Origin of the sequence: Flaviramulus sp. BrNp1-15 (assembly GCF_022259695.1) — a bacterium.
Classification (GTDB): domain Bacteria; phylum Bacteroidota; class Bacteroidia; order Flavobacteriales; family Flavobacteriaceae; genus BrNp1-15.
Genome location: NZ_CP092099.1, coordinates 1051175 through 1065312, shown reverse-complemented (window position 1 = coordinate 1065312; position 14138 = coordinate 1051175). Strand labels below are relative to the sequence as shown.

Here is a 14138-nt window from a genome sequence, read left to right as displayed (position 1 = left end):
TGATATATGTTTTATTTTTTTAAAACATCTCTCTACCAGAAAAATGAAAAGCGCCTTCAATAGCAGCATTTTCGTCACTATCACTACCATGTACGGCATTTTCACTAATAGAATCTGCATACATTTTTCTAATAGTACCTTCTGCAGCATCAGCAGGATTTGTAGCACCAATTAAAGTTCTAAAATCTTCAACTGCATTGTCTTTTTCTAAAATTGCAGCTACAATTGGTCCGCGAGTCATATACTCAACTAATTCACCAAAAAACGGGCGTTCTTTATGTATTGCATAAAATGTTTGTGCATCTGCTTTAGTCATTTGAGTTAATTTCATTGCTACAATTCTAAATCCTGAAGCTGAAATCTTTTCTAATATTGCACCAATGTGTCCTTTCTCAACAGCATCTGGCTTAAGCATTGTAAATGTTCTGTTTGTTGCCATTTCTTTATTTTAAATTTTGTGCAAAAGTAATGTATTTCTAATTAAAACAAGACAAAGCATTTTAAAAAAATTGTATATTCGTCTCCTATGAATAAACACGATATTACAAGTATTAAACAGCTATTATCAACACCTAAAAAGATAATTATTGTACCTCATAAAAACCCCGATGGAGATGCTATTGGCTCCAGCCTTGGATTATATCATTATCTATTAAAAGGGAGTCATAAAATAGATGTTATTGTACCAAATGATTATCCTTCGTTTCTAAAGTGGGTTCCTGGAAATGACATCGTTTTGAAACACGATTCTCAAACAAATGAATGTGATACTTTAATAAATGATGCCGATATTATTTTTACATTAGATTTTAATGCTTTACATAGAACTGGCAATATGGAGCAAGTTTTAACGGAAAGCAGTGCTATTAAAATCATGATTGACCATCATCAAGAACCCGATAATTACGCAAAATTTACTTTTAGCGATGTAAGCATGAGTTCTACATGCGAAATGGTGTATCATTTTATAGACATGTTAGACGATACAGATTCTATTGATGCTAATATTTCTACCTGTTTTTACTTAGGAATCATGACCGATACAGGTTCTTTTAGATTTTCATCTACAACTAGCACAACTCATCAAATAGTTGCAAAACTCATTGAAAAAGGCGCTAATAATACCAATATTCATAATAATGTTTATGACACAAATAGCTACGAGCGCTTACAACTTTTAGGTTGTGCATTAAACAATTTAAGAGTAATTCCAGAATCGCGTACTGCTTATATAACACTTTCTCAAGAAGAATTAAATAAATACAATTATAAAAAAGGAGATACAGAAGGTGTTGTTAATTATGGCCTTTCGTTAGAAGGTGTTGTTCTTGCTGCTATTTTTATAGAAGATAAACAGGAAGGTATTATTAAAATCTCTTTGCGTTCTAAAGGAAATTTTTCTGTAAACGAAATGTCTCGTGCACATTTTGAAGGTGGAGGCCACATAAATGCTGCTGGTGGTAAAAGCTACTTATCGTTAAACGATACTGTAGAAAAATTTATTAGTATATTGTCTAGCTATAATAAAGCCCTAAATGATGAATAAATTTTTAATTCTTGTATTAGTTTCATTGGTTTTTAGTTGTAAAACACCTGAAGCAAGACGCCCTGTTTCAGTAAAATCTGGTTCTTTTATTGATGCTTCTATAGAACGCAACAAGAAACTTAACGCCAAAGAACAAGCATCTATTGAAAAACTCTTGCAGAAAAACAAGAAAGATTATATCGCTTCAGAAAGTGGATTCTGGTATTATTATAATAATAAAATTGAATCTGACACTTTAAAAACACCTGTATTTGGTGATATAATAAATTACAATTATAATGTTAAATACTTAAATGGCAATCTAATATATTCTAAAGAAGATATTAAAACACAAACCTACGCCATGGATAAAGAGGAATTATTTACAGGCTTACGCGAAGGTTTAAAACTCATGAAAACAGGCGAAACCATTACGTTTTTATTTCCATCACAAAAAGCTTATGGCTATTATGGAGACGAAAACAAAATAGGCCATAATACGCCTTTAATTTGTGAAGTTACCGTAAACTCAATTACCCAAAATCAAACCAATTAAAAATGACCCTACTTAAAAACATAATCAAATTTTCACTATTAGTTTTAGTAATAAATTTTACATCTTGTAAAGCACAATACCCAGATCTTGAAGATGGCATTTATGCTGAATTTGTAACCAATAAAGGTATAATGGTTGCTAAGTTAGAAAATGAAAAAGTTCCTGTTACCGTTGCGAATTTTGTGTCACTTGCTGAAGGAACCAACACTATGGTTGATGATAAATATAAAGGCAAAAAATTCTATAACGGACTCATTTTTCATCGTGTAATGGACAAATTCATGATTCAAGGTGGCGATCCTATGGGCACGGGTACTGGAAACCCTGGATATAAATTTATGGATGAATTTCACCCTGATTTAAAACACGACAAACCAGGTGTTTTATCAATGGCAAATTCTGGTCCTAATAGTAATGGAAGCCAATTTTTTATTACAGAAGTTCCAAAACCACATTTAGATAATGTACACAGTGTTTTTGGTGAGTTAGTTATCGGTTTAAATATTCAAGACTCCATTTCTAATGTAAAAGTTGATAATAGAAAGAAGCCTTTAAAAGATATGGTTATTGAAGAATTAAATATTATTAGAAAAGGTAAAGCTGCAAAATCATTTGATGCTAATAAAACCTTTATAAACCATTTTTCAGAATTAGAACGTCTTGAAAAAGAAAAAGCGGCCAAAGCTGAAGCGATACTAAAAACAACCAAAGAAAAATTTAACACACAAGAAGCACAAGCAACAACATTAGAATCTGGACTTAAATATTACGTTTCTAAAAAAGGTTCTGGTGAAAAATTACCAACAAATGCTAGTGTATTATTACATTATGCAGTGTATTTTGAGGATGGAAAACTGCTTGAAACAAGTAGTCTTGAAATAGCAGAAGCTCTAGATGTAGTAAACGACAAACGTAAAGCTGCTGATAGATATCAACCTATAACTGCTGATATTGGTCCAGATGCAAGTATGATTCCAGGTTTTAAACAAGGTGTACAGCAATTAAGTGTTGGAGATAAAGCTACACTTTTTATTCCTTACCATTTGGCATATGGTGAAGCTGGAGTAAGAGGTATTCCAGAAAAATCTAACCTTATTTTTGAAGTTGAAGTTATTGAACTTCTTAATTAAATTTTAACACAATACACTACTTAAACGTTTATATTTACGTCGTAAAATAAAATTTATGCAACTATTAAAACTTGATTGGAACCCTATAACAGGAATTGATATTATTGGAAACTTCAAGCTTCATTTTTATAGCCTTATGTGGGTTATTGCCTTTATTTTAGGTTGGTATATTATGAAGCGTATTTTTACTAAAGAAAAGGTTTCTTTAGAGTATTTAGACCCACTTTTTATTTACACGGTTTTAGCCACAATGTTGGGTGCTCGATTAGGTCATGTTTTATTTTACCAATCAGAATTAATTTCAGAAGACTTTTTTAGCATTTTTCTACCGTTCAAATTTAAAGGTGGTTTTGAATTCACAGGTTTTCAAGGGTTAGCAAGTCACGGTGCTGCTATTGGAATTATAATTGGTATGTATTTATACAGAAGAAAATACAAGTATAAATCGCTACTTTGGATTTTAGACCGTGTAGTTATTTCTGTAGCTTCTGGCGCTGTATTTATTAGAATAGGAAATTTTATTAACTCAGAAATTATTGGGAAGGTAACAGACTCAAATTTAGGTGTTCGCTTTATTCAAGATTATTATTACAAGAGTCAAATCACACAACTTACAGGTATTAAAGATGTACAAAAAGCTTATGATGCAGTAACTAACAATCCTCAATTTCAAAATCTATTAGAAGCCGTACCTTACAGGCATCCGGCACAATTATACGAATCCTTTTGCTACATTTTTGTGTTTTTAATTTTATGGTATTTCTACGCAAAAACATCAAAAGGTGACCAACCTGGGTTTTTATTTGGATTGTTTTTAATTCTGCTATGGACTGTTCGTTTCTTTGTAGAGTTTGTAAAAGAACCACAAGGCGATGAATATATTAACTGGTTTGGGCTTAACACAGGCCAATGGTTAAGCATTCCTTTTATTTTAATTGGCCTATATTTTATGTTTCTTTACAAACCAAAAAATGTAGTAAAATAATATGTTTTTCAAACGTATCATCTTCTTTTTAGCAACTGTAAGCCTTATAGCATTTTCAGCTTGTAAAGAAGATAAAAAAGTTATAAAACAAACCGAAGTTGCTTTTAAAAAAGAAGGTGAACTCACTATTTTTAAAAAAGATTCTACACAAGTAACATTAGATATTGAAATTGCTGATACCGAGTATGAAACTCAAACAGGTTTGATGTATAGAAGTTCTATGGAAACAAATCAAGGTATGTTGTTTGTTTTTAATGATGTTGCTCCTCGTTCTTTTTACATGAAGAACACCCAAATACCTTTAGACTTGATTTTTATTGACGGTGCCAACAAAATTGTTAGCTTTCAAAAAAATGCAAAACCTTTTGATGAAAATTCGCTTCCTTCTAATGCTCCAGCTAAATATGTCTTAGAAATTAATGCAGATTTAGTTGATAAATGGGTAGTTGCAGTTGGTGACAGCATTAGTTATTAAGAATAGCTTTATAAAAAAAATGTATATTTAGGTAAATTAAAACTTTACACATGCAAATTATTTCTGTTTTACCTTCACAAGATATAGATAGAGATGTTGCTTGGTATAACACCCATGTTGGCTTTAAAATAGCACATAAAGACAATATGTATGTTGTTCTAAAAAGAGACAAACTATATATTCACTTACAATGGCATGCTGACACCAAAGACGACCCTTTACTTGGTGGCTCAGTTATAAAAATTTTTGTAAAAGACATTCAACCTGTTTTTGAAGAATTTGTTAAACGAGGTACAGTCAACAAAAACAAACTCCGTTTAAAAACCGATTGGAATACTAACGAATTTGGCTTTTACGATTTAAATAATAATGCTGTCTTTTTTGTTGAAGACATATAAAACAAAAAAAAGCCTATCAAAATAATTGATAGGCTCTTTTTTTACAAAAGAAAAATTTGAGTTAGTCTTTCTTCTTCTTTTTATCTTCTAGTTTTTGCACAGAATCATACATTATTGGTGTTGCAATAAATAACGATGAATATGTACCTACTATTACACCTACTATTAAGGCAAACATAAATCCTCTAATAGAATCACCACCAAAAATAAAGATAGCTAATAATACTACTAAAGTAGTTAAAGAGGTGTTTAATGTTCTACTTAATGTACTGCTTAGCGATACATTTACTACTCTATCAAATTCCCATCCTGTATGCTCGTTAAAGAATTCACGAATTCTATCAAATACAACAACGGTATCATTTAATGAGTAACCAATTACCGTTAATATTGCCGCAATAAATGCTTGATCTATTTCCATACTAAAAGGCATAAACTTATATGTTAATGAGAATACACCCAGTACAATTAATACATCATGAAATACAGCTGCTACTGCACCAAGTGAATATTGCCATTTTTTGAAACGGAATAAGATATATAAGAACACCACAATTAAAGATCCTAAAATGGCCCAGAATGATGCTTGTTTAATATCATCAGCAATAGTTGGACTTACTTTATAATACTTCATTAAACCAACCGTTTTAGTATCTGCATCACTTATAAAATCTTCATAAGACACGCCATCTAAATGTGATTGTAAAGCTGTATAAAGTGTTTTTCTGATATCTTCATCTACTTCAGCACCAGTTTCGTTTACTTTATATTTAGTTGTAATTTTTAACTGATTTGCATCTCCAAATGTTTTAGCATCTGCACTACCAAAAACATCTGGTTGCGATAAAACATCTGTAATCTCAGAAGCACTAATATCTTGAGCAAATCGTACTTGATATGTTCTACCTCCAACAAAATCTACACCTTGATCTAAACCATTAGTAAATAATGATCCTAAACTTAATAAGATTAAAGCTCCAGATATAATAAAAGCAACTTTACGTTTCTTTAAGAATTCAATATTTATATTTCTAAATAAGTTTTTAGTAATTGCTGTAGAGAATGTTAATTTCCCTCCTCTATTTACATACCAATCTACTAATAATCTAGTTATAAAAATAGCTGTAAATAAAGATGTACCAATACCTATTAATAAGGTTGTAGCAAACCCTTTAATTGGTCCTGTACCAAAAATAAACAAGATAAGAGCTGTTAAACCTGTTGTAATGTTAGCATCTAAAATTGATGATAAAGCATTACTAAATCCGTCTTGAATAGCTTCTTTTTGTCCTTTGCCTTTTGTTAATTCTTCTCGAATACGCTCAAAAATAAGTACGTTAGCATCTACCGACATACCGATTGTCAATACAATACCAGCAATACCTGGCAACGTTAATACCGCACCTAATCCTGATAAAATACCGAAGATTAATAAAATGTTTAATAACATCGCTAAATCTGCAAAAATACCTGCTTTACCATAGTAGAAAATCATCCATAATAAAACTAATGCTAAAGCAATCATAAACGACATTTTACCACTATCAATAGCTTCTTGACCTAATGATGGTCCTACTACTTCACTTTGAATAATATCTGCCGATGCTGGTAATTTACCTGCACGTAATACGTTCGCTAAATCTATAGCTTCATTTAGTGTAAAGTCTCCAGATATAGATGAGCTTCCTCCTGCAATAGGGCCTGTAGTTACTCCTGGTGCAGAATATACAACATCATCTAAAACAATAGCAATTTGACTGCCTTGTGAGTATGCCTTACCTGTCATTTCTTCCCAGATCTTAGCACCTTTAGCATTCATTTGCATGGATACTTCAGATTTTCCTGTTGGTCCGAATTGGTTACGTGCATCTGTTACTACAGCACCACTTAATTGAGGTACATTCTCTCTATTACCAATTAATGCATATAAATCTAATAACTCACTGTCTTTTTCTGGTTTCCCAAAAACAAATTTTGCATAACGTTGTTCTGTAGGAAGTAATGCTCTTACTTGAGGTTTATTTAAATACTCAAGAACCGTTTCTTTATCTTTTGCTTCAAACTTAGCAATAATTGGTCCGCCTTGGTAACCTTGTCCTCTTATTAAATCAAAGATTGGGTTTATAGTTGCAACTGCAGTAGAATCAGTTTCAGCATCTCCTAGTAAATCGTCAATTGTAGAGTCTGTAGCGTCTTCTTCATCTTGAGGTTCAGCTTCTTCAACATCTTGTTTAGTATCAACAATATCTTTTAAAACCTCATTAGCTTGAGATAAAAATGGAAAAAACTGCTCTCCTTTGTAAGCATCCCAAAACTCTAATTGTGCTGTACTTTGTAATAAACCTGTAGCACGTTCTACATCCTTAACACCTGGTAATTCAACTAAAATACGACCAGAAGTTCCTAAACGTTGAATGTTTGGAGATGTTACACCAAACTCATCAATACGCTTACGTAATACTTCGAAAGCCGAAACAATTGATTCATCAATTTTTGTTTCAATAATACTTTTAACCTCATCATCACTCATACTTCCATCAATCTCACCATCGAGAGCTTTAGTATAAAATATATCTGGTGAAGCTAATTTTGTATCGCCTTTAATCGCATCAAAAGCTGTAAAAAAATCTTCTAAATACGTATTTTGACTATTTTTTTGAAGCTCTGTCGCATCTTCTAAAGCTTTATTAAATACGGGATCAGTAGTATTGTTTGCTAATCCTTTTAAAATGTCCTTTACACTTACTTGAAGGATTACGTTTATACCTCCTTTTAAGTCTAAACCTAAGTTCATAGCTTTTGCTTTCACTTCGTTATAAGTGAATTTTGCAATACCAATATTAAAAACCGTATCGGTTGCTATAGATTGTAAATAGTTAGCCTCTTCTTGACTACGTTTTGCACGATAGTCTTCTTCTGTTTCTGCAATTTTGTTAATTGCTATTTCTTCGGCTTCACTTTCAATTTGATTAGATTTAAATGTAAATGAAAGCTGGTAAATACTTACCAAACCAAATAAAATCGCAAATAACTTTACTAGTCCTTTGTTTTGCATTTTTTATATTTTTTGTGGTCAAATTTTTTAAAACGAGCAAATATAGAATTTCCCGTATAATTTGACAATTTTTATAATTAATTAAAATTTTTAGCTTTTTTAATTGATGAAAGCTAATTTGAATGTAGTTTTAGAGCTATTCTTTAAATTTAAATTTGATTGTTAAAAGAATGGTTAAAAATTAGCCCATTAGCATAAGGGGCCTGCTCTAACTTCGGGTATCTTGTGTAGTGTATTATCTGTTGATATTTCAATGTTTTTTCGAGCTTTAAAGGCTTCCTTTTCTACTTTATCGTCTCTACTAACATCTAATCTATTAAAAGTTATGTATAAATTAGGCTCAAAAAACCTATCGTTTTTTGCCTTAAGTTCTAAAACATTAATACCATTAAAATCCCAATCAACATCATTTCCTTCTTGGATTTCATAAATATTAAGATTATAACCAATGTTATTATCTTCAAGTGGATTTTTGTTGGATTGATTTCTGTGATTTTGTGCGGTATAATCTATTTCTAATTTATTTTCTTTAGAAAAGATTTTCTTTATACTATCAATATCCGCATCACTGTAATAAGTAATTTTTAAATGCCCATAACCAGCCTCGTATACATGTATAGTATTAACACCTAAATCTTGCAGTTGTTTTTTTACAATTGCAATAGTGTGCTCAATATCATCATTACTTACTTCAACATCATTAAATTGTAAAACAATTTCTTGATTAGGTGTAATTGTTTGTTGCTGAGAAACTACACCCAAAAAGGTAAGAATAACAATAAAAGTACTTATGTACCACTTTTTTAACATGCGCCAAATATAAAAAATAAAGACTGTATTTCTACAGTCTTTATTTAAATATCTATTTATTAATATTGAATACTATACTTCTAGTAATCCATTTGTTTTTCTAACACCTTCTGCACTTGATTGCATATGTGCTTTTTCTGCATCACTTAATTCAATATCTACGATACGTTCGATACCATTTTTTCCTAAAATTACTGGTACACCTATACAAATATCGTTTAAACCATATTCACCTTCTAAAAGTGTAGAACATGGGAACATTTTCTTTTGGTCACAAGCTATAGCTTGAACTAAACCACTTACTGCAGCTCCTGGCGCATACCAAGCCGAAGTACCTAATAATTTTGTAAGTGTAGCTCCTCCTACTTTAGTATCGGCAGCCACTTGATCTAAGCGCTCTTCTGTTAAGAATTCAGATACTTTTATACTGTTTCTTGTAGCGTGAGAAGTTAAAGGCACCATACCGGTATCGCTATGTCCACCTATTACCATTCCATCAATATCACTAATAGGAGCTTCTAAAGCTTCAGCTAATCTATATTTAAAACGAGCAGAATCTAAAGCACCACCCATACCAATAATTCTATTTTTAGGTAATCCTGTAGATTTATGCGCTAAATATGTCATAGTATCCATTGGGTTACTTACAACAATTAGAATAGTATTAGGAGAATGTTCTATTAAACTCGAAGATACAGATTTAACAATACCTGCATTAATACCTATTAATTCTTCACGAGTCATTCCTGGTTTACGAGGAATTCCCGAAGTAATAACACAAATATCACTATTTGCCGTTTTACTGTAATCGTTTGTAACTCCAGTTATTTTAGTATCAAACCCGTTTAATGATGCGCATTGCATTAAATCCATGGCTTTTCCTTCGGCATATCCTTCTTTAATGTCTAACAATACAACTTCTGAAGCGAAATTTTTAATGGCAATGTATTCTGCACAACTTGCACCAACTGCTCCTGCTCCTACTACTGTTACTTTCATTTTAATTTAATTTATTGATTAGTATTTAACTTGTTTTATAATTACTTCACAAAATTCTACTTTTTTAAGCTTCTTTTTTATGACTTAAGTCATGCGAAATTACAAATTAAAACACTCTAAATAAAAAAAGTACAAGATTAAATCTTGTACTTTTTAAACAAAAAATTAAATATAAACTAACTAAAACTAAACAATTATACTTTCTATATTTTTATTATCTGAAACCAAAGTTTACACCAACTGAAAAAGCGTTGAATTCAGATAAATGATATTCTGCATTAAGTCTAAAAAAACCTAATTTTAATTTTGTTCCTAAAGTTCCTCTTACTGAAGATACTTCGCTTGATACCGAAAACGGATCTACGATAGGGTCTGATGTTAAAATACCATTTGTAACTCTATAAGTTCCTAATAAATCTGAATCAGATTTTCCTTTAATATATCCTAAACCACCGTAAAAGTTTATTACTGGCATTTTAGTAGAAGCTATTAACTGAAACAACCACGTGTTTGTATCATTTTCTATACGTTGGTTTTCTCCTTGTATTCCAGATGAATCTGTTAAATCATAAGAACCATCTAAATGTGTATATGCTACTAAACCAGAAATTGCAACAGGTAACAACTTATCTGCTGGTAACCATTTGGTAAACTCCATTTGTAAACCAGCTCCATACATACTTAAAGAGACATCGTCAGTTTTTATTTTAGGCACAAAACGTGCTTTAATTTCAATGCCTTTACTTAAACCTAATGCTCCTTGTATATAAGCTGTTGGCAACAGACTAATGTTTTCTGAACCAATACCATCTGGCAATTCTATTTGTTCTGTTTGATTTCCAAAAATTGGATCTTCATATTCTACCTCAACAAAAACGGTAGGATCATTATCTCCTAATGCCGTTGATACCATTTGCGAACTTGGTCCTTGAACAAACTGAATATTATTATAATCAGCAGTATTTAAGTTAAACATTTTATTTTCATCTTTTACTGATGATGCATTAACTATAATTGAAATTTCAAAACCTCCCAAAGGTTTCACATCTGCAGTATTAAACCAATTGGCATTCATACTATGCATTAAGCCATTAGTTCCTGGTGCTAAATAATCGTTTGCAAACCGTTGAGCATCGTCAACACCTGCTGCAAGTAAGACATCTATATCGCTTTGTGCTTTTGAAACTGTAGTTGCTAAAAACAACAAAGCTAGTAGAGTTAATTTCTTCATTTTCATAAATTTGGTTTTACAAACATAGGAAAAAAATCACACAAAACAACTTTTTATCGTTAAAATTTGCATTTAATCGATATTTTAACAAAAAAATAACCCCAGCATCATATTGCTAGGATTATTAAAAAATTATATTTTACTTAGTATTTACGCGTCTATATTTGCATAAATAGCATTCTTTTCAATAAAATCTCTACGTGGTGGAACTTCATCTCCCATCAACATAGAGAAAATTCTATCTGCTTCTGTACCATTATCAATTTGTACTAAACGCATGGTTCTAAACTCTGGATTCATTGTAGTATCCCAAAGTTGTTCTGCATTCATTTCTCCAAGACCTTTGTAACGTTGAATTTTTGCTCCATCTCCAAATTCTGTAATAATTTCATCACGTTCTTTATCAGACCAAGCATATTGTTTTTTAGCTCCTTTTTTAACTAAATATAAAGGAGGTGTTGCAATGTAAATATGTCCGTTTTCAATCAATTCCTTCATATATCTAAAGAAGAATGTTAAAATTAAAGTTGCAATGTGGCTACCATCAATATCGGCATCACACATAATTACTACTTTATGGTAACGCAACTTAGAAAGGTTTAAAGCTTTACTATCTTCTTCCGTTCCTATAGTTACACCTAAAGCTGTAAAAATGTTTTTAATCTCTTCATTTTCAAAAACCTTATGTGTCATTGCTTTTTCAACATTCAAGATTTTTCCACGAAGTGGAAGAATCGCTTGAAAAGCTCTGTCACGACCTTGTTTCGCTGTTCCACCTGCCGAATCTCCCTCAACAAGAAATACTTCACATTTTTCAGGATCTTGCTCAGAACAATCAGATAATTTACCAGGTAAACCACCAATACTCATAACCGTTTTACGCTGAACCATTTCACGAGCTTTTTGAGCTGCATGACGCGCTTGAGCTGCAAGAATTACTTTCTGTACAATTATTTTAGCATCGTCCGGATGCTCTTCTAAGTAATCTGTAAGCATTTCTGAAACAGCTTGACTTACAGATGCCGAAACTTCTCTATTTCCAAGTTTAGTTTTTGTTTGCCCTTCAAACTGTGGCTCTTGAACTTTTACCGAAATAATTGCTGTTAAACCTTCGCGAAAATCATCTCCAGCAATATCAAACTTCAATTTGTCTAACATTCCAGATTCATCAGCATACTTCTTTAATGTATGAGTTAAACCTCTACGAAAACCAGATAAATGCGTTCCTCCTTCATGCGTATTGATATTATTTACATAGGAATGTAAATTTTCTGCATAAGAAGTATTATAAACCATAGCAACCTCAACAGGAACGCCATTTTTTTCACCTTCAAACGCAATAACATCCTTCATTAAAGGTTCTCTGTTTCCATCTAAGAATTTAATAAATTCTTTTAGTCCTTCTTCAGAATGAAATGTTTCTCCTTCAAATTCACCATTTTCTTTCTTACTTCTTTTATCAACTAAATGAATAGTAATTCCTTTATTTAAATACGCTAATTCACGTAATCTGCTCGCTAAGGTATCATAACTATATTCTAATGTTTGTGTGAAAATTGTTGAATCTGGTCTAAAAGTAACTGTTGTTCCTCTTTTATCTGTATCGCCAATTTGCTTAACTGGATATAACGATTTACCACGCTCATACTCTTGTTCCCAAATTTTTCCATCTCTATAAACAGTTGCTCTTAAATGTTCTGATAATGCATTCACACAACTTACACCAACACCATGAAGACCACCTGATACTTTATATGAATCTTTATCAAACTTACCTCCTGCTCCAATTTTAGTCATTACAACCTCTAGAGCTGAAACACCTTCTTTTTTGTGTAAATCTACAGGAATACCACGACCATCATCTTCCGTTGTGATAGAATTATCTTCGTTTATGGTTACCGTAATATTATCACAATGTCCAGCTAATGCTTCATCAATTGAGTTATCTACAACTTCATACACTAAATGGTGTAAACCACGCACTCCAACATCTCCAATATACATGGATGGACGCATACGAACGTGCTCCATTCCTTCTAATGCCTGAATACTATCAGCTGAATAATTATGCTTATTAAATTCTTCTTTACCTTCGCTCATATTCTATATTTTATCTTAGTTTAAGTTTAATGTATTTCACAAAAAAATCCCGCTTAGTATCGGGACTTCTGAATACAAACAAATATACGAAATTATAACCCTTTTAAAAAGCTTTTTATCGACTCATAAATAAAATTATCAACATTTGTTAATTACTTAAAAGTGTCTTAAATCGCTTAAAAAGTATCTTAAAATAGATTTTAAGCCTTTTTCATAAGCTTTCAAATCAACAAAAACACAAAATCGCTTAAAATTGATTTATAGCCTTTGTTAAATTCAAATTATTTAAATAAAAAAGAGCTTTTTGTTCAATAAATTCATCTTAAACAATAAATTTAATCAAGCGATTTAAGCGTATGGTTTTTGAACTAATAAATTAACTTCAACTTTTTTGCTAATTTGATAATATAGACTAGGATATTAGATAAAATAGTGTTTAATATATTAATTCTACATATATTTGAGCACGAAACAGAACAATGATAAACAATAACAATAATAATAATTTCAATAATCCTAATTTTTAGGACTGGAAGGTTATTGTTTAAAAATATATAAAGCCTTCCAAATTTGGAAGGCTTTTTTTAATCTAAAAATGTAAGACATGAGTAAAATTATGACAGTAGACGTATTGTCGAGTATTAAAGGCGCTCAACCTAGTGAGGCGGTGAGTAAATTATTTGAAGTCATTAAAAATGCAAATGCATCAAATAACAATCCTTTTAATCATAATCATAATAATTGCGTGTCTTTAGATAATTTGAGAGAGGATGTTGTTATTGAAAGCTCTGAAATTGAGAAACAAATCATTATTGAAAACTTTCCCAAAGAAAAAAACGACTATTTAGTAGTTTCTAAAGTTATAGAAGAATAG

At 31.2% G+C, this 14138-nt stretch carries 13 protein-coding genes; 7 read left to right on the top strand and 6 right to left on the bottom strand.

Translation table 11 applies throughout. From position 1 onward, the window contains the following. Positions 1–19 precede the first annotated feature (19 nt). The gene (locus MBM09_RS04785; RefSeq protein WP_238675711.1) at positions 20–439 is read right to left on the bottom strand and encodes a nucleoside-diphosphate kinase; all 420 of its coding nucleotides are present in this window, start codon (positions 437–439) and stop codon (positions 20–22) included. A gap of 87 nt (positions 440–526) precedes the next feature. On the opposite strand from MBM09_RS04785, the gene MBM09_RS04780 reads away from it, so the two are divergent. From MBM09_RS04780 to MBM09_RS04755, 6 genes are read left to right on the top strand one after another with little or no spacing between them, the layout of a single operon-like run. After that, positions 527–1546: a bifunctional oligoribonuclease/PAP phosphatase NrnA gene (locus tag MBM09_RS04780; RefSeq protein ID WP_238675710.1), complete on the top strand. Its 1020-nt coding sequence runs from the start codon at positions 527–529 to the stop codon at positions 1544–1546. After that, complete coding sequence (gene gldI / locus MBM09_RS04775) at positions 1539–2081, top strand: gliding motility-associated peptidyl-prolyl isomerase GldI (RefSeq protein WP_238675709.1); 543 nt, start codon at positions 1539–1541, stop codon at positions 2079–2081. The genes MBM09_RS04780 and gldI overlap by 8 nt, the downstream gene beginning before the upstream one ends. A gap of 2 nt (positions 2082–2083) precedes the next feature. After that, the gene (locus tag MBM09_RS04770) at positions 2084–3211 is read left to right on the top strand and encodes a peptidylprolyl isomerase (RefSeq protein WP_238675708.1); all 1128 of its coding nucleotides are present in this window, start codon (positions 2084–2086) and stop codon (positions 3209–3211) included. A 55-nt stretch (positions 3212–3266) separates the two neighbouring features. Further along, positions 3267–4196 (top strand): prolipoprotein diacylglyceryl transferase, encoded by a 930-nt coding sequence (lgt, locus tag MBM09_RS04765; RefSeq protein ID WP_238675707.1) that lies wholly within the window; start codon positions 3267–3269, stop codon positions 4194–4196. 1 nt (position 4197) lies between these two features. Further along, positions 4198–4671, top strand: a complete 474-nt coding sequence (locus tag MBM09_RS04760; RefSeq protein ID WP_238675706.1) for a DUF192 domain-containing protein — start codon at positions 4198–4200, stop codon at positions 4669–4671. Positions 4672–4721: 50 nt separating this feature from the next. After that, entirely contained in the window at positions 4722–5069 is a 348-nt protein-coding gene (locus MBM09_RS04755; RefSeq protein WP_238675705.1) for a glyoxalase/bleomycin resistance/extradiol dioxygenase family protein, read from the top strand. A 61-nt stretch (positions 5070–5130) separates the two neighbouring features. Here MBM09_RS04755 and secDF read toward each other — a convergent pair whose 3' ends face one another. The 5 genes from secDF to gyrB all read right to left on the bottom strand — a co-directional run bounded on the left by secDF (position 5131) and on the right by gyrB (position 13264). Further along, on the bottom strand, positions 5131–8124 hold the full coding sequence (secDF, locus tag MBM09_RS04750; protein ID WP_238675704.1) for a protein translocase subunit SecDF: 2994 nt from the start codon (positions 8122–8124) through the stop codon (positions 5131–5133). Positions 8125–8313: 189 nt separating this feature from the next. Further along, a complete protein-coding gene (locus MBM09_RS04745) occupies positions 8314–8934 on the bottom strand; it encodes a hypothetical protein (RefSeq protein ID WP_238675703.1) in 621 nt (206 codons plus the stop codon). Positions 8935–9006: 72 nt separating this feature from the next. Continuing rightward, on the bottom strand, positions 9007–9933 hold the full coding sequence (gene mdh / locus MBM09_RS04740; RefSeq protein WP_238675702.1) for a malate dehydrogenase: 927 nt from the start codon (positions 9931–9933) through the stop codon (positions 9007–9009). A gap of 214 nt (positions 9934–10147) precedes the next feature. Continuing rightward, complete coding sequence (locus tag MBM09_RS04735) at positions 10148–11164, bottom strand: DUF6588 family protein (RefSeq protein WP_238675701.1); 1017 nt, start codon at positions 11162–11164, stop codon at positions 10148–10150. Between the two features lie 150 nt (positions 11165–11314). Continuing rightward, positions 11315–13264 carry a DNA topoisomerase (ATP-hydrolyzing) subunit B gene (gyrB, locus tag MBM09_RS04730; RefSeq protein ID WP_238675700.1) on the bottom strand — a complete coding sequence of 650 codons (1950 nt, stop codon included), beginning with the start codon at positions 13262–13264 and terminating at the stop codon, positions 11315–11317. Positions 13265–13868: 604 nt separating this feature from the next. Between gyrB and MBM09_RS04725 the strand changes: the two genes are divergently transcribed. Then, the gene (locus MBM09_RS04725) at positions 13869–14138 is read left to right on the top strand and encodes a hypothetical protein (RefSeq protein WP_238675699.1); all 270 of its coding nucleotides are present in this window, start codon (positions 13869–13871) and stop codon (positions 14136–14138) included.